Annotated in this window: 29 protein-coding genes and 4 pseudogenes; 10 read left to right on the forward strand and 23 right to left on the reverse strand. The window is 42.7% G+C overall.

All coding sequences use genetic code 11. The features are described 5' to 3' along the window. Positions 1-56 precede the first annotated feature (56 nt). The 3 genes and pseudogenes from ACWJJX_RS10715 to ACWJJX_RS10725 form a co-directional block, all read right to left on the reverse strand. Positions 57-614 (reverse strand): SMI1/KNR4 family protein, encoded by a 558-nt coding sequence (locus ACWJJX_RS10715; RefSeq protein WP_052587349.1) that lies wholly within the window; start codon positions 612-614, stop codon positions 57-59. Positions 615-663: 49 nt separating this feature from the next. Further along, positions 664-875: pseudogene (locus ACWJJX_RS10720) on the reverse strand (SunI/YnzG family protein). 90 nt (positions 876-965) lie between these two features. Then, positions 966-2054, reverse strand: a complete 1089-nt coding sequence (locus tag ACWJJX_RS10725; RefSeq protein ID WP_043021182.1) for a DUF4238 domain-containing protein — start codon at positions 2052-2054, stop codon at positions 966-968. 300 nt (positions 2055-2354) lie between these two features. Between ACWJJX_RS10725 and ACWJJX_RS10730 the strand changes: the two genes are divergently transcribed. After that, a complete protein-coding gene (locus ACWJJX_RS10730) occupies positions 2355-3281 on the forward strand; it encodes a thermonuclease family protein (protein ID WP_454022975.1) in 927 nt (308 codons plus the stop codon). 128 nt (positions 3282-3409) lie between these two features. Here the strand turns inward: ACWJJX_RS10730 and ACWJJX_RS10735 are convergent, their stop codons facing one another. Continuing rightward, the gene (locus tag ACWJJX_RS10735) at positions 3410-3730 is read right to left on the reverse strand and encodes a hypothetical protein (protein ID WP_070081995.1); all 321 of its coding nucleotides are present in this window, start codon (positions 3728-3730) and stop codon (positions 3410-3412) included. A 23-nt stretch (positions 3731-3753) separates the two neighbouring features. Further along, positions 3754-4317: a hypothetical protein gene (locus ACWJJX_RS10740; RefSeq protein WP_454022500.1), complete on the reverse strand. Its 564-nt coding sequence runs from the start codon at positions 4315-4317 to the stop codon at positions 3754-3756. Positions 4318-4690: 373 nt separating this feature from the next. On the opposite strand from ACWJJX_RS10740, the pseudogene ACWJJX_RS10745 reads away from it, so the two are divergent. Continuing rightward, positions 4691-6375 (forward strand): annotated as a pseudogene (locus ACWJJX_RS10745) (recombinase family protein). After that, positions 6351-6971 (forward strand): annotated as a pseudogene (locus tag ACWJJX_RS10750) (polysaccharide biosynthesis protein); the annotation flags it as partial. The pseudogenes ACWJJX_RS10745 and ACWJJX_RS10750, both read left to right, overlap by 25 nt. A gap of 40 nt (positions 6972-7011) precedes the next feature. On the opposite strand, the gene msrB reads toward ACWJJX_RS10750, so the two are convergent. Next, positions 7012-7446, reverse strand: a complete 435-nt coding sequence (msrB, locus tag ACWJJX_RS10755) for a peptide-methionine (R)-S-oxide reductase MsrB (RefSeq protein WP_007409536.1) — start codon at positions 7444-7446, stop codon at positions 7012-7014. 1 nt (position 7447) lies between these two features. Further along, positions 7448-7981, reverse strand: a complete 534-nt coding sequence (msrA, locus tag ACWJJX_RS10760; protein WP_003153641.1) for a peptide-methionine (S)-S-oxide reductase MsrA — start codon at positions 7979-7981, stop codon at positions 7448-7450. A 128-nt stretch (positions 7982-8109) separates the two neighbouring features. Here msrA and ACWJJX_RS10765 point away from each other — a divergent pair, with 128 nt between their 5' ends. Further along, positions 8110-8535: a MarR family transcriptional regulator gene (locus ACWJJX_RS10765; protein WP_003153639.1), complete on the forward strand. Its 426-nt coding sequence runs from the start codon at positions 8110-8112 to the stop codon at positions 8533-8535. A gap of 49 nt (positions 8536-8584) precedes the next feature. Here ACWJJX_RS10765 and ACWJJX_RS10770 read toward each other — a convergent pair whose 3' ends face one another. The 5 genes from ACWJJX_RS10770 to ilvA form a co-directional block, all read right to left on the reverse strand. Beyond that, positions 8585-9148 carry a YpmS family protein gene (locus ACWJJX_RS10770; protein ID WP_003153637.1) on the reverse strand — a complete coding sequence of 188 codons (564 nt, stop codon included), beginning with the start codon at positions 9146-9148 and terminating at the stop codon, positions 8585-8587. A 9-nt stretch (positions 9149-9157) separates the two neighbouring features. Continuing rightward, positions 9158-9913, reverse strand: a complete 756-nt coding sequence (locus ACWJJX_RS10775; protein WP_003153635.1) for an SGNH/GDSL hydrolase family protein — start codon at positions 9911-9913, stop codon at positions 9158-9160. A 77-nt stretch (positions 9914-9990) separates the two neighbouring features. Beyond that, positions 9991-10572: an SCO family protein gene (locus ACWJJX_RS10780; RefSeq protein WP_079005166.1), complete on the reverse strand. Its 582-nt coding sequence runs from the start codon at positions 10570-10572 to the stop codon at positions 9991-9993. Positions 10573-10670: 98 nt separating this feature from the next. Further along, positions 10671-10922, reverse strand: coding sequence for a DUF2535 family protein (locus tag ACWJJX_RS10785; RefSeq protein WP_048367428.1), 252 nt, complete (start codon positions 10920-10922; stop codon positions 10671-10673). Positions 10923-11014: 92 nt separating this feature from the next. Next, complete coding sequence (ilvA, locus tag ACWJJX_RS10790; protein ID WP_031379000.1) at positions 11015-12283, reverse strand: threonine ammonia-lyase IlvA; 1269 nt, start codon at positions 12281-12283, stop codon at positions 11015-11017. A gap of 184 nt (positions 12284-12467) precedes the next feature. Here ilvA and ACWJJX_RS10795 point away from each other — a divergent pair, with 184 nt between their 5' ends. Together ACWJJX_RS10795 and trhA are read left to right on the forward strand one after the other, a co-directional pair. Continuing rightward, complete coding sequence (locus ACWJJX_RS10795) at positions 12468-13460, forward strand: sigma 54-interacting transcriptional regulator (RefSeq protein ID WP_454022976.1); 993 nt, start codon at positions 12468-12470, stop codon at positions 13458-13460. 16 nt (positions 13461-13476) lie between these two features. Beyond that, positions 13477-14115 carry a PAQR family membrane homeostasis protein TrhA gene (gene trhA, locus ACWJJX_RS10800; RefSeq protein ID WP_003153625.1) on the forward strand — a complete coding sequence of 213 codons (639 nt, stop codon included), beginning with the start codon at positions 13477-13479 and terminating at the stop codon, positions 14113-14115. A gap of 41 nt (positions 14116-14156) precedes the next feature. Here the strand turns inward: trhA and ACWJJX_RS10805 are convergent, their stop codons facing one another. From ACWJJX_RS10805 to ACWJJX_RS10850, 10 genes are all read right to left on the reverse strand, one after another. After that, positions 14157-14780 (reverse strand): lysophospholipid acyltransferase family protein, encoded by a 624-nt coding sequence (locus ACWJJX_RS10805; protein WP_015417675.1) that lies wholly within the window; start codon positions 14778-14780, stop codon positions 14157-14159. A gap of 15 nt (positions 14781-14795) precedes the next feature. After that, positions 14796-15281: a dihydrofolate reductase gene (locus ACWJJX_RS10810; RefSeq protein WP_077722486.1), complete on the reverse strand. Its 486-nt coding sequence runs from the start codon at positions 15279-15281 to the stop codon at positions 14796-14798. Then, positions 15278-16072: a thymidylate synthase gene (locus ACWJJX_RS10815; RefSeq protein ID WP_003153622.1), complete on the reverse strand. Its 795-nt coding sequence runs from the start codon at positions 16070-16072 to the stop codon at positions 15278-15280. The genes ACWJJX_RS10810 and ACWJJX_RS10815 overlap by 4 nt, the downstream gene beginning before the upstream one ends. 99 nt (positions 16073-16171) lie before the next feature. Then, positions 16172-16780 carry a YpjP family protein gene (locus tag ACWJJX_RS10820; protein ID WP_160249279.1) on the reverse strand — a complete coding sequence of 203 codons (609 nt, stop codon included), beginning with the start codon at positions 16778-16780 and terminating at the stop codon, positions 16172-16174. 263 nt (positions 16781-17043) lie between these two features. After that, the gene (locus tag ACWJJX_RS10825; RefSeq protein WP_070081999.1) at positions 17044-17814 is read right to left on the reverse strand and encodes a class I SAM-dependent methyltransferase; all 771 of its coding nucleotides are present in this window, start codon (positions 17812-17814) and stop codon (positions 17044-17046) included. Between the two features lie 39 nt (positions 17815-17853). Further along, positions 17854-18288, reverse strand: coding sequence for a BrxA/BrxB family bacilliredoxin (locus ACWJJX_RS10830; RefSeq protein WP_003153619.1), 435 nt, complete (start codon positions 18286-18288; stop codon positions 17854-17856). A gap of 81 nt (positions 18289-18369) precedes the next feature. Next, positions 18370-20046 (reverse strand): dihydroxy-acid dehydratase, encoded by a 1677-nt coding sequence (gene ilvD / locus ACWJJX_RS10835; RefSeq protein ID WP_007409524.1) that lies wholly within the window; start codon positions 20044-20046, stop codon positions 18370-18372. 258 nt (positions 20047-20304) lie between these two features. Then, positions 20305-21438, reverse strand: coding sequence for a conserved virulence factor C family protein (locus ACWJJX_RS10840; RefSeq protein ID WP_102422246.1), 1134 nt, complete (start codon positions 21436-21438; stop codon positions 20305-20307). 68 nt (positions 21439-21506) lie between these two features. Beyond that, positions 21507-22115 (reverse strand): HD domain-containing protein, encoded by a 609-nt coding sequence (locus ACWJJX_RS10845; protein ID WP_176283386.1) that lies wholly within the window; start codon positions 22113-22115, stop codon positions 21507-21509. An 11-nt stretch (positions 22116-22126) separates the two neighbouring features. Then, the gene (locus ACWJJX_RS10850) at positions 22127-22609 is read right to left on the reverse strand and encodes a glutathione peroxidase (protein WP_061582158.1); all 483 of its coding nucleotides are present in this window, start codon (positions 22607-22609) and stop codon (positions 22127-22129) included. Positions 22610-22892: 283 nt separating this feature from the next. On the opposite strand from ACWJJX_RS10850, the gene metA reads away from it, so the two are divergent. The 4 genes and pseudogenes from metA to cspD all read left to right on the forward strand — a co-directional run bounded on the left by metA (position 22893) and on the right by cspD (position 25587). Beyond that, positions 22893-23798, forward strand: a complete 906-nt coding sequence (gene metA / locus ACWJJX_RS10855; RefSeq protein ID WP_003153608.1) for a homoserine O-acetyltransferase MetA — start codon at positions 22893-22895, stop codon at positions 23796-23798. Positions 23799-24022: 224 nt separating this feature from the next. Then, positions 24023-25165, forward strand: a complete 1143-nt coding sequence (locus ACWJJX_RS10860) for a diglucosyl diacylglycerol synthase (RefSeq protein ID WP_102422245.1) — start codon at positions 24023-24025, stop codon at positions 25163-25165. Between the two features lie 94 nt (positions 25166-25259). Further along, a pseudogene (locus tag ACWJJX_RS10865) lies at positions 25260-25371 on the forward strand (hypothetical protein); the annotation flags it as partial. Positions 25372-25386: 15 nt separating this feature from the next. Further along, a complete protein-coding gene (cspD, locus tag ACWJJX_RS10870) occupies positions 25387-25587 on the forward strand; it encodes a cold-shock protein CspD (RefSeq protein WP_003153604.1) in 201 nt (66 codons plus the stop codon). Positions 25588-25638: 51 nt separating this feature from the next. Here the strand turns inward: cspD and ACWJJX_RS10875 are convergent, their stop codons facing one another. Continuing rightward, complete coding sequence (locus tag ACWJJX_RS10875; protein ID WP_077722488.1) at positions 25639-25821, reverse strand: hypothetical protein; 183 nt, start codon at positions 25819-25821, stop codon at positions 25639-25641. Between the last annotated feature and the right edge of the window lie 98 nt (positions 25822-25919).

Consider the following 25919-nt stretch of genomic DNA (forward strand, 5'->3'; position numbering starts at 1 on the left):
GCTTTATTATTTGATTAACAGAAAAAGACAGTCCGTTCCGACTGTCATACACAGTTTTATCTCGTCCTGTAATAATTTTCAGCTGTATAGTATTTCCAGTCCCAAAAAGCATCCCCGTTCGACATAATATATCGGTCTAAAAATATTTCAAAGTTTAAATTTAATGGATTATATTCTGAACCACTTTCAAATATAAATAGATAATTAGGATCACCTTGATTCACTCTATCCTTGTCGATCATTAAATGACATTCTTCCAACAGGTAGCCAACAGGTATTCCATTGATACCTTCAAACAAAAGCTCGTATTTTAGTTCTTCTTCTATTTCTTCAAGGCTAAATAGATGAAGTCCTCCTCCAATATTCTCACCCTCTGAAAGAATTTCGAAAATTTTCGCACCATTATGCTGAGAAATAAACTTCAGGTAATCATCAGGAAGAGTGAATTTATGATTCGACTGAAAGTTTTGGATTTCACTAAGAGACGCTTTGTTTGGAGAAAAAGTCACAAGGCTCTCTACAATATATCCCTCAGAACAAAACAATTTAATAGCCCCTTTTTCATCTAAAAGACTTTTCAAACCATTGATAGTCTTATGGACAAAGTTAGTCAATAAAAACACCCCCATACTCCTCAGAATAATTACTGAGGATACGAATTTGTTAATCAGTAACAATTTTATTCATAATTGAAGCAGCACTTGTGGTGAACAAAATGTAAGTGTTATTTGCTGTTTTAATTACTATCCTATCCGTAGAGCCAGAAGGAAACTCTATCCTAACTCTATCCTTACTGCGCTTTTCTCCTCTCCCCCATAGTTAGGCTCAAGAAATACATCGTTATTTGATTGGAAATGGATTTTTAATTTTGAAATAAATTGTTAAGTAAGAATGTAGTGTTAATCTTGATGACGAAAAAGGGAATTCGTCCGTGAAATTAAAAATAATTATGACCAAAGATATCTTTATCGTTGATTTTCAAAATTAGCTCTAGTATTCTTCATATATTCTCTGATAATTGGTGATTCCATTCTTTGTAACCCTCCCATATGTCGAGGAAGAACTAAGCTTTTTGCAAATCTAGAATCAGTAATCCACGGAAGATTAATTTTTTTGGTAACTCTATTGTGTGAGAGACTTATTATTTGGTTATTATCCTCTGATGAATGGTAAAATTTAACTTCTTTATCTAGTTCATTAATTTTGGAAGTATTCCTATTTTTATTATGAATTTTTCTAATATAGTCTTCTTTTATTCTCTGATTAAAGAAAGTATTATTATAAGAATTTAAATAGAACAGCTCATTTAAATAATCTATTTCTCGGGCTCTTTTTAATGTTAGAATACCATTTTCTTCCCCTGGAATATCATATGCTACACTATCGTAAAAGAGTAAACAGTGCTGGGGAGATATTGGGAGGAACAACTGTAGCCCTCTAGTAACAAGGCCAAAGCCCCTTCCATAATAATTCCTTCCAATATAAAATGAGTTGTAACGAACTAATGGATTATCTGATGTTATGAACTGTCTTGATGTTTTCTGTAATATCAAGATAGGTTCCAAATCATAAATTAGCGGGGAACTTTCTAAAGCAATACCTATAATATTATTAGCAGGTTGATTTATCTTGATTTCAAATTGTTCTAAATCTACTTCTTTAAAATTAGGGTGTCCCTTAATCATTGTTTTAATCAGTTTATCAGCTGCATTTTCTGCTGAGTCAGCACTCCTTAAATTTCTTCCCTCACTAACTAATAAAAAAGTAAGTAGATGTTCATAATCTTCTATTTCATTAACAAAGTGTATGATACTGTTCGTGTCTATAATTTTCTTTAAAATTCTCGCGGCTTTTCTTTCAATCTCTTTATCTAAAAAATCCTCAACTACTTTGTCGTCACCGTAGAAATTGTTTCTTTGGCACATATCTTTAATCGAAGCATTTTGGATGTATAATGAATTCATGATATTAAATGTGCTAATTGATTTGTCAGTTTCAGAAAAATTTCTCAAATAAAATTTCGGAACATAGTGCTGTCTATTTTTTTGTCCCATACTTGCTCCTCCCATATCCCTTTACTGGACAATTTTACTCCACCTATTATTTGAATTTTAATTACCCTTTCATTGAATAACAAACCTCTAATATATCCGAAGGTACAAACACTTAATTAAGTTCCATTTGATTATCCGACTTTAAAAACCCAATAATACTTTCTTCAACTTCATTCCCCCTTTTAGAATGTTTGTTCTCTATTTATATCGGTAAACCATCAATAATTATAATCCTGTATCTAATTATTGTTTCTAAATTTAATTTTCCCAAAATATAATCACATCTCTGTTTAAGTTTTGTTGGGGTATGTTAAAATTTTACTGGGTTCAGGATTCACTTTGAGCTTATCATTGGCAGCCTGCAGCTCAAATGATTCTGAAAAAGTAAGCACAGAAAAAGAAACGTCACAAGCGTCTACGGATGTAGAAAAGAAAACAGAACAAAAGGAATCTACTAAAGAAAAAACTGCTGACAAATCTAAGGAAAAAGACAAAAAGGAATTGGTCGATGTTACTTTAGATAGAGCAGTTGATGGTGACACAATTAAAGTTAGCTACAACGGAAATGTAGACACAGTCCGCTATTTGCTCATTGATACACCTGAGACGAAGAAACCAAATTCTTGTGTTCAACCATATGGTGAGGATGCATCTAAACGGAACAGGGAATTGGTCAACAGTGATAAGCTACAACTGGAGTTTGATAAAGGAGATCGTACAGACAAGTATGGCAGAATGCTGGCTTACGTTTATGCAGATGGCAAATCAGTACAAGAAACACTGCTTAAAGAAGGATTAGCACGAGTAGCTTATGTATATGAGCCAAACACGAAGTATTTAGACACGTATAAGAAAGATGAGCAAGCTGCGAAAGATAAAGACTTGAAGATTTGGAGTAAGAATGGGTATGTGACTGATAAAGGATTTAATGGCTGCGCAACGAAACCGAAGAAATCAGTAAGTGTATCTAAGCCGGCTCAAAAGTCAGTTACAACACACCAATCCGAGACACATAAATCGAACCCTAGCAATTCAAATTCAAGCAGTTCAGCATCAAGCAGCTCTTCTAACTCTGCACAAGCCTCCCCTTCTGCTGGAGGAACAGAACACTTTGCAAACTGCACAGAGCTGAGAAAGAAATACCCGCATGGCGTACCAAGCACTCACCCTGCTTATACATCTAAGATGGATCGCGATAATGACAACTTTGCATGTGAGAAGAATTGATAATTTTAGAAGTCCTCTGAGGCTTCTTTTTTTATTTGGATACATTCAAAAAAACCACAGAGCGTGTGAAGGACTCTGTAGTCTATAGTGGCTGATTAAACCCCTATGATACATCAATTAGGATTTTATCAAAACTTTTCTTTTAAAGATAACATCATCTCTGTCTCAAATAATGCCTGCAGCAGTTCATCTATATTAATTTCGTTCTGCTTGTAATTATTCTTTTCATAAGTACGAATAATTTCTTCATATTCTGATCGATTATCTCCTTTAATGGAGCTAATTCCAAGCTCTTCACCATATCGGGTAATGAATAATTGCTTACTCATTTCTTTCGCTTTATCATTTTCATAATTACAAAATGCACCTGACAACTGGACGAGAAAAGTTTCGTCTTCAGAATTTAGGTTATTTTCGTTACACCAGTCTACAAAACGATTTCCAGTCATGGTATCACCTTTAATTTTAGTATTTAAAGAACAAGATAATCTGCAGCAAGGATGATATATTCTACCGCCATGCCAATTGTTTCAGCAACTCCTGCGCCAACTGCACCTTTAATAGCTGGTGGAATTTGTTTTCTTGCCATAGCAGCAACCTCTTTAGGAGCTCCGGTTATACCTTCGAGAACCTTACAAATTTTGTTTGTGTTTTTAATAATCTTGTTTACCGTGGACTTTCCGAACATTGTACCTAAAATGTCTTTTGCCCAAGCATTATTCGCTAGTCCTCTAATAACCTTAATCGCTTCTTTAGCTGCGGCGCTTTTAGCTCCCATAGTACTCATTTGATCTTGTGAGTTACCATTTTCGAGACCTTTTAATTCTTCAGCCGCATTTAAAATGCCTTTTTCTTTAACTGACGGGACTGAGTATTCTTTAGCAAGTTTTTGAAGCTCGGTTGGATTATAAGTAAATTGCACATCCTGTTTAGAAGTACTCGCTTTTTTCACTTCCGAGGCCGAAGCTCCAACAGTTGGGATGGCTATAACGGCTGCAAGCAACATAAAGAGAATTTTAGCAAATAGACTTTTCAATTTGAACTCTCATTTATCCCTAATTTTATTGTTTAACACATTGAACACCATACCATAAAACATTTATATTTTTTCCTGTTTTTATTATATTCGTTTAAAAAAGGTAAGGCAGTCCTACGTTTGAAACCGTTCAAAAATCACTGCGGTGATCAAATATTCATTCACAATTTAAGATATATTTGCTACACAAAAAAGGCTGTTTTTGAGACAGTCTTAGATGTTTTTAATCTATATATCCGTTAGAATAGATCAAGATTCAAACAATACAATCCTTACAATATATTACGTTATTTTCGTATTCAATGTCAGACAGAATATTGTACGAATACTTCTGTTTTTACAGTAAATACAATAAAGAGGAGGTGCTGATTTTTTGGAGTTAAAAAACATCGTTCATTCTTACAACATTACAAATATTTTGGGTTATCTTAGACGCTCTCGTCAGGATATGGAGCGGGAAAAAAGAACAGGCGAAGATACGCTAACAGAACAAAATGAACTCATGAATAAAATACTGAAGCCGATTGAAATCCCCTATGAATTAAAAATGGAAATCGGGTCAGGAGAAAGCATTGAGGGTCGCCCTGTTTTTAAAGAATGTCTTAAAGACCTCGAGGAAGGCAAGTACCAGGCAATTGCTGTTAAAGAAATAACAAGACTCAGCCGCGGGAGCTACAGTGATGCGGGACAAATTGTTAACCTTCTTCAAAGCAAGCGATTGATTATCATTACACCATATAAAGTTTATGACCCTCGAAATCCTGCAGACATGCGTCAGATTCGTTTTGAATTGTTTATGGCCAGAGAAGAATTTGAAATGACCAGAGAGCGTATGACAGGCGCTAAATACACATATGCGGCACAAGGGAAATGGATTTCCGGACTAGCGCCTTATGGATACCGGTTAAACAAAAAAACATCCAAACTAGTCCCAGTCGAAGAAGAAGCAAAAGTCGTTCAATTCATCTTTAACATCTTTTTAAATGGGTTGAATGGAAAAGATTATAGTTATACAGCGATTGCTTCTCACTTAACAAAATTACAAATACCGACTCCATCAGGAAAAAAGCGCTGGAATCAATACACAATTAAAGCAATTCTGCAAAACGAAGCGTATATCGGAACTGTTAAATATAAGGTTAGGGAAAAAACAAAAGACGGTAAACGAACAATTAGACCTGAAAAGGAACAAATTGTAGTATCGGATGCACACGCCCCTATAATAGATCAAGAACAATTTCAACAATCACAAGAGAAAATTGCAAACAAAGTTCCCCTGCTGCCTAATAAAAACGCATTGGAATTAAGTGAATTGGCAGGCGTATGCACTTGTTCTAAGTGTGGTGAACAATTATCTAAATACGAAACTAGGCGAACGCGAGAAAACAAAAACGGCACGGAAAGTGTGTATCACGTTAAATCACTCACTTGCAAAAAGAATAAATGCACTTATGTGAGATATAACGATGTTGAAAATGCCATTCTGGATTACCTCTCTTCTTTAAGCAACTTAGATAATAAGACTTTAACAAAACATATCATTTCTATGATTTCTAAATACAAAGACGTAAATAGTAATGTGAAAACAAAGAAGCAAATGTCTGAACATCTTTCACAAAAAGAACAAGAGTTAAAAAACAAAGAGAATTTTATCTTCGAGAAATATGAAAGCGGCATTTACACTGATGAACTTTTTTTGAAAAGAAAAGCTGTTTTAGATGAAGAATTTAAAGAACTCCAGATTGCCAAGCATGAACTCAATGGAACTCAAGAAGCGCAATCAGAAATAGACAGTAATACAGTCAGAAACAACATAAATAAGATAATTGATCAATATCACATTGAAACAAGCACAGAGAAAAAGAACTCACTATTAAGAATGGTCTTCAAAGATGTTATCGTTACGATGACACAAAAAAGAAAAGGGCCAATTCCGGCTCAGTTTGAAATCACCCCTATCCTGAGGTTTAATTTTTCGCTTTCGATCTCACCGCCACTGATAGTTCCTCAAAATGCAGTAAATATCTTAAAAAACCGATAAAGCCGTTTCCCCGGTAAACACAATGGGGGCTACGAAGCTGTTGTCCGAGAAGCTGTTTCATCAGGCAAATCATCATGTTCAAAACCGCGGTACGGTGTTTTGTTCGGTCCGCTTCGGCAATGTGCTCGGTTCACGCGGTTCCGTAATTCCTATTTTATTTGAGCAGTTGATGGCAGGCGGTCCGCTCACCATTACGGATAAAAACATGACGAGGTTTTTTATGTCGATCGATGACGCCGCAACGCTCACTCTGCAATCTGCGGCGATTACAAAGGGCGGAGAAACGTTTATTTTTAAAATGGAGTCCCTGAGGCTTGAAGAACTGCTTCACGGGTTTGAAGAATATGCGTTCCGGCACGGACTGCCGCGGCCAGCCGCTGTTGAAGTGGGAAAACGCCCCGGTGAGAAGCTTCATGAAGAACTGACCTCTCCTCATGAGACGGAATCTTTATATGAATGGGGCAATCTTTACGCGATATTGCCGGATCCCGCCAAACATCCGGAATTTCGGAAGGTCAATCTCCCCAGATATCAATCCGATCAGGCGCCGCTCATCACAAAAGACACAATCGTAAAGATTATTGAACGATTACATGAAGAAAAAAAAACATAGAAAAAAGGCCTGTCTGATAGGCAGGCCTTATTGCTGAGCTCTATTTTTCAAATAAATGCAGGCAGGCTTCATAGCCCTCTTCCTTCAGCTTGTCTTTCGGAATAAACCGGAGTGCCGCAGAGTTAATGCAATAACGGAGACCGCTTGGCCCCGGGCCGTCATTAAATACGTGGCCTAAGTGGGAGTCCGCTGTTTTGCTTCTCACTTCCGTCCGGATCATCCCGTGGCTTGTGTCCAGTTTTTCGTCAACCTCTTCTTCCTCAATCGGTTTTGTAAAGCTGGGCCAGCCGCAATGAGAATCGAATTTATCCAGAGATGTAAACAAGGGCTTTCCTGATACGATATCAACATACAGCCCCTCTTCTTTGTGATCCCAAAATTCATTTTGAAACGGCGGCTCCGTTCCGTTATTTTGCGTGACTTCATATTGCATGCGGTTTAATGATTTGATTTTTTCTTCTTTATTAAAAGCCATCTTATCTGTCCCTCCAATGCTCATCCAGAAAGCCTTGACGTCCGGAACCTACACGGTAGCGCCCGTAGTGATCAGGATTTTTCTTATAAAAGTGCTGATGATAGCCTTCCGCTTCATAAAAAGGCTCAGCCTTTAAAATGTCTGTGACGATCGGCTTTTTAAATATGCCGCTTTCTTCAAGCTGTTTTTTTGAGGCTTCAGCGATTTGTTTTTGTTCATCATTATGGTAATATATCGCCGCCCGATATGAACTTCCGCGGTCTGCAAACTGGCCGCCTGCATCAGTCGGGTCGATCTGCTGCCAAAACAGCTCGACAAGCTTTTCATACGGATAAATGTCAGGTTGAAATGTGATTTGAACGGCTTCTCTGTGTCCGGTCGTTTCACTGCACACTTCTTCGTAAGTCGGATTCTCAGTATGACCTCCTGTATAGCCGGACACCACCTTTTCAATCCCGGGCTGTTCGTCAAACGGCTTCACCATGCACCAAAAACAGCCGCCTGCAAATGTGGCGATTTCTTTTTTTTCTGACATACGGGTGCCCTCCTTTGTTCATACGTGGTATTATTATATTATAGCATGTATAAACAGAATAAAAATAATTCTGCTTTCAGGGGAAGCTGAACGAATGCCACGCTGACTACATATTGGAGGTTCATGATTTGAAAGTAAGGACACAAATGATGTATGATATGGAAGCTTTGCTTCGAAAAGTGTTTAAACAAATCAGAAATGAAGTTAATGAAATTCTAGATAAAGAGCTGTCCAGGAACGAATTCACCATTTTGCGGATACTCAGTGAACAAGGGCCTAAAAAAGTAACGGAATTTGCCCCCATTCTTGAGGTCTCCGCAAGCCACATTACCGCAGTGACCGACGCTTTAGTAGAAAAGGAATGGATCACCCGCATCCGTTCTAAAGAGGACAGGCGAATTATCAGAATCCATATTACGGAAGCCGGGGAGAAAATTGTCGATCATTTCAACCAGAAAAAAACAGAATACTTTTTTAAACGGTTTGACTGCTACTCTGATGAAGAGCTTGCAACGTTAATCAAACTGTTCAGCAAGCTAGACAAAAAACGCTGACACAAAAAAACACAAATCCCTGAAAGGATCTGTGTTTTTTTATGAAAACTTATTGTTTCGGATGATAATAGGAAAATTCAATTTCATCCGTGTCGAGATTGATTTTATCCGCTTTTACATACATGCCGTTGTCTAAAGGCATTTCTGACAGACGGATCTCGATGCTTTTATCCCCGGAATGAACGTGCACAAATGACGGGAGTTCGTAAAAGCTGTCCATATAATTCAGCACAAAGCTGATCGGCAGGCTTAATTCGCCTAATGAAAACTTCGTCACTTTCAAAACCACATCTCCGTTCTCCTGTACGGACGGTTCAAATGTGACGACCGCGTTAATGGAGGTTGAGAATGCTTTGATTTTACCTGCCACGTGCACATCGTTATTGATGTCCACTTTGTAGTCAAGCTGATTCGATGCCTTCTCTTTTAAGTACGAATTCACAAACCTGGCAAGTGATTCTTTGGAGCTTGTGATATGAAAGCCGTACTCACTTTTTGTCTGATCTTGTATTTTCGCCTGCTCTCCCGGCATAACCAATAATGTCACAATTACCGCGGCGGCAATCACATTGAGTGCGAGAAGAACAAAAAACAGCGATTTCCACTTTTTCATCATTTCACCCTATTCTGCTGGTAACCCTTGTTTTTCTATGATGCCGTATAATCGGTCGGCGATGAGTGCATACCCTTTTGCGTTCGGATGAAAATCATCATCCTTTGAAATCCGTCTGCTGCCGCTTTTTTGACTGAACAAGTCTTCAACATTCACCGCAGCGGCGTGGGGATCTTTTTCCAGCTCTTTTGCGGCGATCTTGTTCCAATCAGTCACAACCCCATTAATTTCTTTTAATTCAGGCAGCGTAAACGTGAACGGATTATACATGCTGACATACACCAGCTCTGCGTTTTCATTATATTTGCGGATTTTTGAAACGATCGCCTTGAACCGTTTTTCAAAAGGTTTCTCTTCCTTTTGGAACGGCTGAACCGTCAGCTGCATCATATTCTGGCGGAGCACCTTCATTAAGTCATTGCCGCCGATGGTAAAAAAGATATAGTCGGCGCTCTTTAATGATTTCTGCACTTTTTTATTATCAAGCTTTTCCAGCAGGTCCGACGTTTTGTCGCCCTGCACCGCATAATTTTTAATATCTACCGTTTTCACATGTCCCTTTTTCTTAAGAGACTCCGCTGCCCTGCCGACGTATCCTGAACCGTCAGGATCTCCTACTCCTTCAGTCAATGAATCACCGACCGCAGCTATGACAATATGATCTTTCGTTTTCGGTTCTTCAGCGTCAGAACCGGTGCGCTGGACAGAACAAGCTGATAAAAGCAAAGCCAGTCCGGCGATCAATGAGAACATTCGCAGCTTCAATCTGGTTGCTCCTTCCCCGTCTACTAGTGGAAAGTGTAACATGTTTTTTCAGTTTTGAAAATGTCTAATCTGCCAGTTTACTTGAGCTCCTCAGCCGCTTTGACATCTGACAGGATATCATCATACGGAACCTTCTGCACGCCGTCATAATCTTTAAGCACCTTGCCGTCAGGTCCGACTAAATAAAAAGAAGTTTGATGTATGACCTGGTCCTCTCCCTCCGGCTTTTTGACGATTGCTTTAAAGCTGTTCAGCGCAAAATCTTCAATGTCCTTTTGGCTGTAACCGGTCAGAAAATCCCAGTTGCGAAGCGAAAGCGGATATTTGGAAGCAAAGGCTTTCAGCTGTTTCGGCGTATCATTTTCAGGATCTACACTGAATGACACAATCCGCACGTCCAGGTTCTCAGCCTTCAGTTTTTTTTGCAGTTCGGTCATGTGGGCCGTCATCGGCGGACAGACTGTATTACAGTTTGTAAACATAAAATCGGCAATCCAGACATGCCCCTTCAGGCTTTTCAGTGACACTGTTTTCCCGTCTTGGTTCTGATATGAAAACGGCTCAATCTGATAGTTCAGCGGGTCTTTTATCGTTTTCCCCCCGCAGGCGCACAAGAGCAGCAAACAAAAGACGGCAGCGAAGCTTTTCATTTTTTTCATTTCCATTCCCCCCATAGATAAAACGCTTACAGCATTCATCATAAAAAAATTCCCGCACCCTCCCTTATCAAAAGGAAGGCGCTAAGGAATGTGCACCGTTATGCGTTATGTTTTAAAATCTCTTGGCTGAAAACGGCCTCATAATCTTTCCACTTCATACGGCGCTTGACATATTGTCGGAATGAATACACTGTTCTCACACTTTGTGAAGCAAAAACCTCTCTCAAATAAAGCTCAAGGTGCTGATGAATTTGAAAAAAATATTGTTCACCTTCCGTGACAACCGGTATTTCTGTCACTTTTACCTGAATCCCGTCCTGTCGTTTGAACTCTAGGCTTTTGAGTAACAAGATATCAATCCTTCTTTTTCGATTGTTTTCTTTTTATTATATACAATCTGAGAAAGCGTGTCTGTCATTTTGCGCGGCCGTTCTAAAAAAAGTCAGATTAACAGGTGGAACAGATCCTGATCTTTATTCACCTCTACGTAATGAAATCCTTTTTGATTCATCCGGGCAATGAGCGCGCCGTAATCTTCCCGATGCTTAAGCTCAATGCCGACCAATGCGGGGCCGCTGCTTTTGTTATTTTTTTTCGTGTATTCAAACCGGGTGATGTCATCATCAGGACCGAGCACCTCATCAAGGTATTCGCGAAGCGCTCCCGCCCTTTGCGGGAAATTAACGATAAAATAATGCTGCAGCCCCTCGTAAATCATGGAGCGCTCCTTCATCTCCTGCATTCTGCCGATGTCATTATTCCCTCCGCTGACCATGCAGATGACGTTTTTCCCTTTAATCTCTTCTTTGTACAGATCAAGTGCTGACACGGACAATGCACCCGCCGGTTCAGCCACGATAGCGCATTGATTATATAATTCAAGAATCGTGCTGCACACTTTTCCTTCCGGGACAAGCAAAACGTCATCGACGATGGTTTCGAGCGTTTGAAAGGTTTCAGCGCCGATTTTTTTTACGGCCGCCCCATCGACAAATTTATCAATTTTCTCAAGTTCAACCACTTGTCCGGCTTTTTTCGATTCAAAATAGGAGGCTGCGCCCTTCGGCTCTACCGCTATGATTTTTGTATCCGGCGAGATGTTTTTCATGTACGTGCCGAGCCCGGACAGGAGTCCCCCTCCCCCTACGCCTGCAAAAAGAAAATGCGGTTCAACATCAATGTCATTTAAAATTTCGATGGCAGCCGTTCCCTGTCCGGCCATGACATCGGGATCGTCAAACGGATGAATAAACGTGCGGTTTTCTTTTTCACAGCATTCCGCAGAACTCTTATACGCATCATCGAAAGTGTCACCCGTCAATATGATTTCAACAAATTCTTTTCCGAACAGCTCCACTTGGGATACTTTCTGTCTCGGTGTAGTTGACGGCATAAAAATCTTGCCGTGAATGCCGAGGTGTTTGCATGAAAACGCAACCCCCTGCGCATGGTTTCCCGCACTTGCGCATACAATTCCGTTTTCAGTCTGCTCTTTTGAGAGCTGCCTCATTTTATTATAAGCCCCTCTGAGCTTAAATGATCTGACCACCTGCAGGTCTTCTCTTTTCAAATAGATATTGCAGCCATACCTCTCAGAAAGTCTGTCATTCCTCTGCAAAGGCGTATGTATCACCACGTCCTTTACGTTTTGGTGCGCTTTTAAAATGTCTTTTACCTGGATGAGAGAGTCTTCTTTAAGCAACGGTTTCATTTACAGAGTCCTTTCTTATTTAAATCCCTATTTAATATGCCATTATAACATGAATATTCGAACAATAAGATAATTATTTTAATTTTGTAAATAAAAATAAATCAACCGATACAAGAGAAAAAGATATTTTCGATCGCATAAACGTGTTATACTTAAACCAATTAGAACCAAAAGGAGCCAATTCATGAGTGTAATTGAACAAACTGATCCTTTTTATCAGCTAACCGGCGAACATCACACCTTTTCAGAAGCGAAACGATTGGCCTCGCAATTTGCCTTATCTGATTTGCCAGTCTTCATAACAGGTGAAGTCGGAACCGGAAAAAAACAAATGGCCAGAGCGATCCATCATAAATCCCGCAGAAACAGCGAACTATTTATTACCGTTCACTGCAGCCAAAGCGAAGATCGGCTCGAATATGAACTGTTCGGCGCTGAAGGTGCATTAAACAGAGCCCGCCGCGGAACATTATTCTTATATGAAATCGGAGACATGCCGCTCTCGGTACAGGCCCGCCTTCTTTCCGAGCTGGACGCCGGGCTTTCCGCCCGCATCATTGCAAGCAGCACGGCGAATCTTGGCGATACCGGCGCGGAAAACACGTTCAGCATAGATTTATTTTACAGGCTTCACGTGTTATGCCTTCCGCTCCCTGCTTTATCTGAACGAAAGAGCGATATACCGCTTCTTCTGCAGCATATGCTGACAGCCTCGGGACAGCATATTCATATCGACCCGTCCGTTTATCCGCTGTTTGAGCGGCACACCTTTAACGGCAACATCAGAGAACTTCAAAATGCGGCGCACTATATGGCCGCGGCAGCATCCGGCAGCACGATTTATCCCGAGCATGTCCCGCCGTATATCAAAAACAGCCAGAAAGCGAAAACCGCTAAGAAAAAAGAAAAACGGCTGACATTGATGGAGAAAGAAGAGTTTTTGTTTATTTTGGAAGCAATTAAAGACTTAAATACAAAGGGCGAACCCGCCAGCAGACGGAGCATATCCGAATTAAGCGAAAACAGCACAATGACATTAACGCCCCAGCAAGTCAGAAACAGGCTTGATTACTTAGAAAAGATGAACTATGTGACAAAAGGCCGGGGACGCGCAGGAACAAAAATCACATTAGAAGGGTTGACCTTTTTGCAGTCACTGCAAAAACAAATCCTTTAAAAAGGAGGACATTTGATTGTTCACAATAAAAGAAGAAATCGCAAATGCCGTCACACACGGAATCGGTGTATTGCTGTCGATTCCGGCGCTTATTTTTCTCATTATCTTCGCGGTGAAATACGGCTCGCCGACAGACATCGTCAGCTTTTCAATCTTCGGCGCTTCAATGCTCCTGCTGTATCTCAGCTCGACTCTTTTGCACAGCATCCAGCATAAAAAAACGAAAGACATTCTTGAGATTGTGGATCATTCCGCGATATACGTATTAATAGCCGGAACATATACGCCATTTTTATTAGGACCCCTTAAAGGGGCGCTCGGTCTGACCCTTTTAATTATTGTTTGGTCGCTTGCCATCGGAGGCATCGTGTTTAAAATCTTTTTCGTGAAGCGGTTTATCATTTTTTCAACGCTTGTCTATTTAATGATGGGCTGGCTGATCATCATCGCCATTAAACCGCTGTACGCTTCGCTGTCAGGCCCCGGTTTCGGTCTTCTTCTTTTCGGCGGCTTATTGTATTCCGCCGGCACAATATTTTATATTTGGAGAAAAGTTCCGTATCATCACGCCATTTGGCACAGTTTTGTTTTAGGCGGCAGCGCCTCGATGTTTTTCTGTATTTTGTTTTATTGCGTCAAAGTTCCCTTTATCTGAAATAAAAAAGCACAGCCTCTCGTATAGAGACTGTGCTTTTTTTATGCACGGAGCCGTTTCTGACCGGCCGGATAATAAGCGGGCTTTATATGTAATTCAATGTCAGCCGGTTTCAGCCGTTTCAATAATCTGCCCCGCAGCAGCCGGTCTGTTCCCGAAGTGCTGACGGGCACAATCGGGAGATCGAAACGTAGGGCCAGTTCCTCCGGATTGATTTTGCCGTCTTCGGACAGAATCAGACTTTGCCCTTTTTGCAGACGGACTTCCGCCTCCTGAAGCACTGCATCCCGGCTGTCTCCGCCACAAATGACACCCATCAGACGCAGCCAATTTCCGAGAAACGGCATCCGGAAAGCTTTCTCGCCAGCGATAAAACCAGCCGGCTCTTCAAGATGTCCCGCGAGCAGCAGAAGATCAGCCGGGCGCAATTTGGGATGCACATACAATACGGGGCCGTCCGGGATCGGCTGATCATGATGAATGCCGATTGTCGATCCCGAGACGTCAATACAGCCTCTCATAAAGGCTTTCGGCCGTTCATACACCAGCCTCATCTGTTTTTGAAAAGAAAGCCGCGGGTCAAGCTCTTTTTGATTGATATATTCCTGAATATTTTTCATGAACATAAATACAACGTACATCACAAGGCAGCCGTAACGAATCAATTCTTGTCCCCCTGCTTAATTCTTTTTCTCGTATACAAGGTACTCATAATCGTAAGGATTTTTTTCATTTTTTACTCCCTGTTTGCGGGAGGTCAATTCCCATTCGGCTTCATTAAATTCCGGAAAAAAACGGTCTCCTTCAAAGACATGGTGAATTTTTGTCATGTAGAGTCTGTCCGCATAAGGAAAGAGCGCACTGTACAGCTGGGCGCCGCCGATTACAAAGCATTCTTCATCCGCCGGGATCAGCTTGAGCACTTCCTCAGCCGAGCGGGCGGCAATACAGCCCGGGAATGAAGATTCGTCCCGTGAGGTTACAACGATGTTACGCCGGTTCGGAAGCGGGCGTCCGATTGATTCAAACGTTTTCCGCCCCATTACAATGGTGTGGCCCGTCGTCACTTTTTTGAAATACGCGAGATCATCGGGAAGGTGCCAAGGCAGATCGTTATCTTTTCCGATCAGCCGGTTCTCATCCATCGCAAAAATAAACGAAATCATACGCTGACAGCTCCTTTTATGTGCGGATGCGGGTCATAATCCTCGATGATAAAGTCTTCAAACGTAAAATCAAAAATAGAATCAACATTTCGCGCAAACCGCAGTTTCGGCAGCGGACGGACATCCCTTGTCAGCTGCAAATTCACCTGCTCCACATGGTTTTGGTAAATGTGGACGTCTCCGAATGTATGAACAAACTCACCCGGTTCAAGCCCCGTCACATGCGCGATCATCATTGTTAAAAGCGCATAAGACGCAATATTAAACGGCACGCCGAGAAAGACATCCGCTGAGCGCTGATAAAGCTGACACGACAGTTTTCCGTCCGCGACATAAAACTGAAACAGGCAGTGGCAAGGCGGAAGCGCCATATGATCAATTTCGCCGACATTCCAAGCGCTGACGATTAAACGTCTGGAATTCGGGTTTGTCTTGATGTCATGAATCAGCCGGGAGATTTGATCAATGGTCTCGCCGTCCGCTCCGCGCCACGAACGCCATTGAGAGCCGTAAACCGGTCCGAGTTCTCCGTTTTCATCCGCCCATTCGTTCCAGATGCGGACTCCGTTTTCCTGAAGGTAGCGGACATTCGTATCTCCTTTTAAAAACCAAAGCAGCTCATGCGCGATGGATTTAAAATGGAGCTTTTTCGTCGTAAGCATCGGGAAACCTTCCTGAAGGTTAAACCGCATTTGGTAGCCGAACGTGCTGATCGTACCCGTTCCCGTACGGTCTCCTTTTTTTTCTCCGTTTTCTAACACATGACGGCACAAATCTTTATATTGTTTCATTTTTTTCATCCTTTTAAAGTAGTCTTTTAGTAGTGTAACACAATAAAAAATCATTTCTGCAAAATTTCTCAGAAATGATTTTTTTATTTCTTCTCGCTATTACACGCTCATCCAGTCAGGCGGCGTATTGCGGTCCCAGTAAATGCTGCCGAGCTCATGATGTGATTGAAATCCGTCTTCAGCGGTATGGTAATGAAAATTAAACCAGTAGCCGTCTTGCGGAGGATGATCCCGGCGGACGTGGAACCTTAAAAGATCTTCACCTGTCAGCCTGTTATACACATGAAAAATTTTTTCGGTTTTTCCGGCCGACGGTTTACTGGAAATAACCACATCCTGATACGCTTCATCATCTTGAAACTTGGCTAAATGTCCTGTGATCACATCTTCGATTTTCGGCAGAATTTCACTTCTGTAATCATCTTCAATGACCGGAGAGATTTTGCTGCCGAATTTTAAAAATGATTGATTTTCAGCATCACCGAGAAGCTGCTGCTGATACGATTGAAACAGAAATTCAGGCTCCCGCCCTGCCTTCGCTTCTCCCGGCAGGGCGTGTTCATCATAAAAAGCGGTGTAATCATTCTGCTCAAGACTGCTCGACTGTCCTGAAGGCTTGTCTGTCATCAAAGCAGCCGGAGGAGACACAAGTCCGAACGTTACAATGGTAAACAGAACCACAAGGGTCTTTTTCATCCACAATTTCATGATAGATTGTTCCCCTCTGTTTTATTGTCCTCTTTTTCCTTTATTTTAGCATAGATTAAAGCGCGGCGTCATGCCCGGCAGCGTATTATCATGCAATATGGGAAATTGGTAACTGTGACCGAGCGGATAAACCGCTTACAATAAGAAGGAGAAAAAGGAGGGGATGAGATGATTAACGCTTTATTTGCGACTGTATCACTTCTCACGCTGCTTTATTTTGTCGTTATGGAAATCACTGATTAACGAAAAAGAAGCCCATGATATCATGAGCTTACATGGATGACACCGAAGTGGAAAAGCGCCGTCTTTCTTTTCAGCACCTTGAAGCCGTATCGTTCAAACCGCGGGCTTTTCCAATGGTCTTTAAGCACTACGCATTTTTTCGCCGCCCGGACGGCTTGCGTGATGCACTCTTCGTTAAAACCCTCTTCTGCCAGCGCGCGGAGCGGTGCAATGCCGTCTGACGTTTCAACAGGTTCGTGAAACATCGGGTCAAAATAAATGACATCTACCGATGAATCAGGAAGCTCCCGCAAATAATCGGCGCAGTCGGCATGTTTAACCTGAATGCGTTTCATGGCGGTTTGGAGTTGCTCCATTCCGGTTTCCCACGTTTGAAGTCCTGTTTCAACAAGCAATGAGACAAGCTTGTTTTTCTCCAGGCCGATGACTTGCCCACTTTTTCCGACTGCCAGGCTTGCCAAAATCGCATCGGATGCCAGGCCGAGTGTACAATCTAAAAAGGAATCCCCCTCGCGTAATCCGGCTGCTTTTAACAACGGCTCGGCTTCCCCTCTCAAAAACCGCTTTGCGCGGAACATCGCTGTATTCGGGTGAAAAAAGAACTTCTCCCCTTGCTTCGTGTAAAGTTCGAACCGTTCCTTTCCGATGACTAAAAGATCGCTAGCGGCTCGTTCCAGCATTTTTTCAATGGGCTGTTTATTGCGGCTGCAGTAAGTGTCACCCAGCCTGACACTGAGTGACTGCGCTGTTTGTATCGTGTATTCGCTTGGTCTGTAACTCGTTGTGATCATCTTTTTCTCCAAAAAGAAAATGCCCGGAATTCGGGCATTTCAGCAGTGCGCATCGAAGGCATCCGTCAGATTTTTCATAATTTCCTCCATGTCATGCCCTTCGATTTCGTGGCGGGGAATAAAATGAACGACCTCTTTCCCTTTTAACAGCGCCATTGATGGCGAGGAAGGTTCCTGCCCCGTAAAATATTCACGCATTTTTGCAGTTGCGTCTTTATCTTGACCGGCAAATACGGTAACCGTATGATCAGGCGCTTTTTCATGCTGTAAAACAGCCTGAGTCGCAGCCGGACGGGCAAGACCTGCAGCACAGCCGCACACGGAGTTGACAACGACCAATGTCGTTCCCTCTGCCTGTTCCATAAAGCTTTCTACTTCTTCAGCAGTCGTTAATTCCTGAAAACCCGCACCCGTCAGCTCACGGCGCATCGGCACGACCAGCTGGCGCATATATTCTTCATAAGCCATTGACATAAAAAAGCCCCCTCTAAAATCCTTATATGAAGTCAAGGATACTATAGAGGGGGCCGGAATTCAATTGTTCAGGCCTCTGTTTTATATTTTCATGATTCCGCCTGTATTGGCGCTTGTTACGAGTTTGGAATACCGGGCTAGATATCCTGTTTTTACTTTCGGCTCGAAGCCTTTCCATTCGGCCTTGCGTTTTTCCCATTCTTCTTCAGGCACTTGTACGTCCAAAATCCGTTTTTCTATGTCAACGATGACATGGTCGCCGTTTTCTACGAATGCGAGCGGGCCGCCTTCAGCCGCTTCAGGTGATACGTGCCCGATTGAAAGACCCCGGGACGCTCCTGAAAAACGGCCGTCTGTAATAAGCGCCACTTTCGGGCCAAGCCCCATTCCGACAATCTGAGACGTCGGAGCAAGCATCTCCGGCATGCCCGGTCCGCCCTTTGGCCCTTCATAACGGATAATGACAACATCTCCTTCTTTTACTTTGCGGTTTATAATGCCTTCAAGCGCGGCATCCTGAGAATCAAAGACGACAGCGGGACCTTCATGTCTTGTAATCCCGTCCTGTACGCCGCCTGTTTTGATAATGGCGCCGTCCGGAGCCAGATTCCCAAACAGGACGGCCAAACCGCCTTTTTCGGTAAACGGATTGTCAAGCGGATGAATCACGTCATAATCCTTTACTTCATGACCCGCAATTGTTTCTCCGAGTGTGCGGCCTGTTACAGTCAGCGCGTCAAGATGAAGCGCCCCTTCTTTTTTCGCCAATTCATTAAGGGCCGCCGAGACTCCGCCCGCTTCGTGCAGATCTTCAATGAAGACGTCCGAGGCCGGCGCCAATTTCGATAAGTGAGGCACTCGTTCAGCCACTTCGTTAATGCGTTCTAAAGAGTACTCAACCCCAGCTTCATTGGCAAGCGCAAGCGTATGTAGCACTGTGTTGGTTGAGCCGCCGAGAGCCATGTCTAACGCAAACGCGTTGTCAATCGCTTTTTCGGTGACAATATCACGCGGCTTAATGTCTTTTTTGATGGTCTCCATCAATTGGGCCGCTGATTTTCTCACAAACTCTCTTCTCTCCGGTGAAGTTGCCAGAATTGTTCCGTTTCCCGGAAGCGCCAGACCGAGCGCTTCAGACAGACAGTTCATGGAGTTTGCCGTAAACATGCCTGAACAAGATCCGCACGTCGGACAGCCGAACTGTTCCAGCTCCTGCAGGTCGCTTTCACCGATTTTCCCGGCTTGATATGCGCCGACGCCTTCAAATACTGAAGAAAGCGAAATTTTGCGGCCATCGCTTGTACGGCCGGCTGCCATCGGCCCCCCGCTGACAAAAATGGTCGGAATATTAATCCGCATAGCCGCCATCAGCATCCCCGGCGTAATTTTGTCGCAGTTCGGAATGCAGACCATTCCGTCAAACCAGTGCGCCGAGACGACCGTTTCAACTGAATCGGCAATGATTTCACGGCTCGGCAGCGAATATCTCATGCCGATATGCCCCATCGCGATTCCGTCATCTACTCCGATCGTATTAAATTCAAAAGGCACACCGCCCGCTTCCCTGATTGCTTCTTTTACGATTTTTCCAAATTCCTGCAGGTGAACATGCCCGGGAACGATATCGATGTATGAATTACAGACCGCGATAAACGGCTTGCCGAAGTCTTCTTCTTTTACGCCGGCAGCGCGAAGAAGGCTGCGGTGCGGCGCTCTGTCAATTCCCTGTGTGATCATGTTGCTGCGTAATTCTGCCATGGTGATCCCCCTACTGTTTTTAGACTGTGCATTATTTTTAAAATTTTCAGTTTATTCTAGGGCGCGTTCTGCAAATTACCTGTTTACAGTGTCTTTGCCCTGTCTCGCTTTTCTATTCTTTCTGTATTTCGATAAAAACCCTCCAACAATTAATATTGTACTTACTATATAGAGTTTTGAATCATTTTTCAACAATATTCTAAATAATTTTTATAAAAAGTGAATTCAAATAAAAAAGGTGCATGGCGCACCTTTTTGTTATAACTGTTCTTTTTTTCTGCTTTCAGTCATTTGTTTCCAGACTGAACCTTTCGCCTCTTCTCCGTGCTCAATCCGTTCAATCGCCATTTTAACTTGCAGGCTGACTTCGAATTCCGGATCGTCTTCCGCCGCTTTTAATGCTTCCAGCGCTGTTTCATCGCCGACTTCATATAAAAACATGGCCGCGCGCCAGCGCACGAGCTTGCTTGAGTCACTGAGCGATTTCATCATAGCCGGGATGGCGCTCGCATCGCCGAGATCCGACAGACAGTCACCCGCCGTCCTTCTGACCGTCACCGTTTTGTCTTCAAGCGCTTTGTATAACAGCGGAAGCACAGACGGCTTTTCGATCATTCCCAAATAAACGACGGCTTGTCTTCTGATCGAAGTCTTCGGATCATGCAGCGCCTTTTCCAATACTGGTAAATCGTCTTCATCCGGATCCATTTGCTCAAGATGGGCATAGCGCTGTTTCCAGTCTTCATCATCGAGCATTTCCAAAGTCACTTTATAAGCTTTCCGCTGCACTGCCGGTTTGGCCTCACCCTTTTGCTGTACGGCTGCTTCTGTCAGGCGTTTGAGCCGCTCATCACTGTAGGCGGCCTGAAGCTCTTCTGTGACATCGTGTCCGATTTCGGTAAAATCCCCGAAACGCACGCCTTGTTCTTTCCAAGCCCGCTCAAATACAACATTTGAAGCTTCGGAACGCAGCTTTAAGATGGCTTCTTGGAAACGTTCCGGAAGGCCGAAGCGCTCTTCACGTTCGCCGTCCGTCAATTTGACCTGCATCGGGATTCCGCTGAACATTTGTACGAAAACCTTCACTTCACCGAACGATTCCTGTTCAGAACGGCTCTCAGACTGCTCCGTATGTTCCATTCCGAAAGCGGAACGGACCTGAGGCAGAATGTCCTTCCAGTCAAAACGGGCGTTTCTCTCCACAGCCAGGAAATCGGCAACGTGATAAACGCCCTTTACTCCTTCAATGTTTAAAATATCACGTACGACGGCCGGAGCATCATCTGCCTGATCGGGCTTGTAATTGTTGCTTTTCCCCGCCGGAAGCTCTTCAGTCAAAATCACTTTCATCGTGTTCGGACTCGGCGTCGGTTCTATTGATTTAATCTTCATATTGGTCCTCCTATGCGCAATCTGACACTTATTCTAACATAGTCGGCACAAGCGTTCTATTGCGCCGCTTAGCTTTTGCCGATGCCGGCCTCTTTTTGGATACGGGCGGCGAACTGCAAAAGAAATTGATGCCGCTCCTCTGCTAAACCGGCCCCCGCTTTTGTATTCATTAAGCCTTTAAGCTTGATTAATTTATCCTCTATATGGGCCAGCACACTTGTTTGAGTTCCGTACATCGGGTGACCCTTCGCGCCGGCAAACATAAAAGCCCTGCCGATGCCCGCTGCGCCTATCGCATCAAGCATGTCTGCATCCTGAACAACTTTCCCCTCCAATGAAAGCGGCCGCTTTATCAGCAGTTCCCTGTGTCTGAATGACATTCTCGTGATGATATCCGCGATCTCCTCAATGGAGCCAGCCGCAATGTTGAAAGCAGCCAGCCGTTCTGTCACTTCGCCTGCCGTCAGCCTTTCGCTTTTTTCGAGCTTGGTGTCAATCAGATCATGAACCAGCGCGGCCGTCTCAGTGATAAATAAGTCGGCGCCTTCTTCTTTTGCCATATAAACAGAAAGTGCTGCGACCCGGGAAATATGAAGCCAGTCATGGCCCGTACGTTCATTGATAAGCTTTTCTCTGACCCAATTCCTGACGCTTTCCAGCTGCTCTTTTTCGTTCACCGTATCACCTCTTATTGGGCCAAAAGCCTCTGCACCGTATCTTCAAGCTCTTTTGGGTTGACGTTAGGTGAAAAACGCCCGGTGACTTCACCGTTTCGGTCCACGATAAACTTAGTGAAATTCCATTTGACCGCTTTTGTGCCGAGCATCCCCTTCGCCTGCTCCGTCAGATATGTGAAGAGAGGATGAGCGTCTGCTCCATTGACATCAACTTTCGCAAACATCGGGAATGTGACTCCGTAGTTTTTCACACAGAACTCTTGAATTTCCGCTTCGTTTCCAGGTTCTTGGTTCATGAATTGGTTGCAGGGAAATCCCAATATTTCAAGACCTTCCTCCCGATATGTATCATAGAGCTCCTGAAGCTGCTTGAGCTGGGATGTAAACCCGCATTTGCTTGCTGTATTCACAATGATCATCACCTTGCCTCTGTAAGCCGATAGCGTCATGTCTTCGCCTGTTATGGTCCGTACGTTTATATCGTAAATTGTCATCTGCGGCCCTCCTTTTTACATTCTTCATTTATTTTACCTGTTTTACACTGCAAAACAAACGGTAACCGCTTTTTCCTTCCACTTAACGGAAAACGTATTTTCCGAGGAACCATACGGCTCTTTACCCGTCATAATAAAGAGCCGCTCCGAATTTATGTCCATTTACCGCTTTTATCCCTGTCATTATGCGTTAAATGCGGTTTATTACGCCGGGATGGATTGAAAAATGGCTTAAAAATTTCTATAATGAAGAAAATTAACGGGGAATAACGGAGGTGGCATGTTGCCTATTAATATACCAAATCACCTGCCCGCTAAGCAGGTGCTTGAAAGTGAACACATCTTTGTAATGGATGAAAGCCGGGCTTTTCATCAGGATATCCGGCCGCAGAAGATCGTGATTTTAAATCTGATGCCGAAAAAAATCCAAACGGAAACCCAGCTCCTCAGGATGCTTGGGAATTCACCTTTACAAGTTCACTTTACGTTCTTAATTCCGAGCACACATACTCCAAAAAATACGGCAAGACAGCATCTGGATGAATTTTATACGGATTTTTCCAGCATCCGCCACAAACGGTTTGACGGAATGATTATTACCGGGGCTCCGATTGAGCACCTGCCGTTTGAAGATGTTTCTTACTGGGAAGAATTGAAGGAAATCATGGAATGGAGCAAAACGAACGTCACTTCAACACTCCATATCTGCTGGGGCGCTCAAGCCGGTTTATACTATCATTACGGCATTGAGAAAGTGGAGCTGCCGAAAAAAATCTTCGGTGTGTTTGAGCATACCGTTCTTAAAAAACATGAGAGATTGGTAAGAGGATTTGACGAGCTATACTATGTGCCCCACTCACGGCATACAGATATTAATACAGAGCAGCTGCAATCGGCTTCGGATCTGGATGTGCTCAGCGTTTCAGAGGAAGCGGGGGTCTGTTTAATCGTTTCAAAAGACGAAAAACAGATTTTCTTAACGGGTCATCCGGAATATGATACCGATACGCTGCTTCAGGAGTATGAGAGAGACATAGAGAGAAATCTTTCAAACGTAGAAGCTCCTAAGCACTATTTTGCGCCCGGCGGGAAAGAACCTGTTAACCGCTGGAAAGCTCATGCAACGTTATTGTTTATGAATTGGCTGAATTATTACGTATATCAGGAAACCCCGTATGAATGGGATTAATTTTTGTTTTGAGTGATACGGTGACAAAAATATGATAAAATACTCTTGATTCAGTATGCGTATAACAAAACTTTAAAATAATGGAACATATCAATTAAATTTAGTTTAAATATGTTGCCGCGCTTATTATAAAATGATGCACTTGTGTTATGTTTATCTATAGACAATAACTCCTTACGATGCATGAAGCTTGCTTGTTGTTGATTACATTGAGGTGAATTTACTTGAATACCAATAAAAAAGTATTAATTTTGACTGCAAATTACGGAAACGGGCATGTTCAAGTGGCCAAAACGCTCTACGAACAATGTCTGCGTCTCGGCTTAGATGTGACGGTTTCCAATTTGTATCAAGAGTCAAATCCGATTGTTTCAGAGGTTACTCAATACCTTTATTTAAAAAGCTTCTCAATCGGGAAACAGTTTTATCGTTTGTTTTATTACGGAGTTGACAAAATCTATAATAAACGCAAATTCAATATTTATTTTAAAATGGGGAATAAACGTTTAGGCCAGCTCGTCGAAGAGCATAAGCCGGACATTATTATCAATACATTTCCGATGATTGTCGTACCGGAATACAGACGGAGAACCGGAAAAGTGATCCCGACGTTCAACGTTATGACCGATTTCTGCCTTCACAAAATCTGGGTTCATGAAAATGTTGATAAATATTATGTCGCCACAGATTACGTGAAGGAAAAACTGATTGAAATCGGCACTCACCCGAACAACGTAAAGATCACAGGCATTCCCATCAGGCCTCAATTCGAGGAATCGATGCCGAAAGAACCGATTTATAAAAAATACAATCTCTCTCCCGACAAAAAAGTTCTTCTTATTATGGCGGGAGCGCATGGTGTGCTGAAAAACGTAAAAGAACTGTGCGAAAATCTCGTTCATGACGATCAGGTGCAGGTTGTGGTGGTGTGCGGCAAAAACAGCTCGCTGAAAGAATCCCTCAGCAGCTTGGAAAGTGACAATGCCGACCGGCTGAAAGTGCTGGGCTATGTAGAAAGAATTGACGAGCTGTTCCGTATTACGGACTGCATGATCACAAAACCAGGCGGCATCACACTGACGGAAGCGACGGCGATCGGAGTACCCGTTATTTTGTACAAACCGGTTCCCGGACAGGAAAAAGAAAACGCCATTTTCTTTGAAGATCGCGGTGCGGCTGTCGTGGTCAACCGCCACGAAGAAATTTTAGAGTCTGTCACCTCCCTTCTTGCGGATGAGGAGAAACTGAACCGGATGAAGGACAATATTAAAAGCCTTCACCTCCCCAACTCTTCTGAAGTCATTTTGCAGGACATTATAAAAGAATCTGAAATGATGGCCGGGAAGGCGGATATGGCATTATCGTAAAAGAAAAGCACACGAACGATTCGTGTGCTTTTTGTTTTTTTCCGGTTAAGCTTTGTTACTGGAAAAATAAAGATAAAAAATAGGGAGCGGCCGCTTGACGCCCGCTCCCATATGGTGTATAGTTGAACCATCATTTAACAACGTTTACATACGTACGGTTGGATGATGACAAAATTTTTTTTAGCACGAAGGTGCTACAGTACTAGGAGGAATTAAGCAATATGCAAAACGGTAAAGTAAAATGGTTCAATAACGAAAAAGGATTCGGCTTCATCGAAGTTGAAGGCGGAGACGACGTATTTGTTCACTTCACTGCTATCGAAGGAGAAGGATACAAATCATTAGAAGAAGGACAAGAAGTTTCTTTTGAAATTGTCGAAGGTAATCGTGGACCTCAAGCTTCTAATGTTGTAAAACTCTAAACTCAATACATGTTGATCAGATGACAAATAGAGGAGAGGCGTATGCCTCTCCTATTTGATTGCCGTCTGAATCTCAATTGCGACAAGATTCTGCTTACAGCGCTGCTCGATTTCTTCAATTTGCTTCTCCTTTGACGGCATTCCTTTTTTTGCCATTTCCGCCAAACTTCCCAAATCACCGTATATTTCTTTAAATGTCTGCTGAAGGATTGTTTTTAAATCATTATCATTCACGGCTGGTTTTTCCCTTCTCTCCCAAGATACCCCGAATAATAGTAAATAAGCCCTAATTAATCAGGTTCAATAGTTATATCGGCTTATTTTCTATATTT

This window comes from Bacillus sp. YH3-2-B2, from assembly GCF_053663335.1.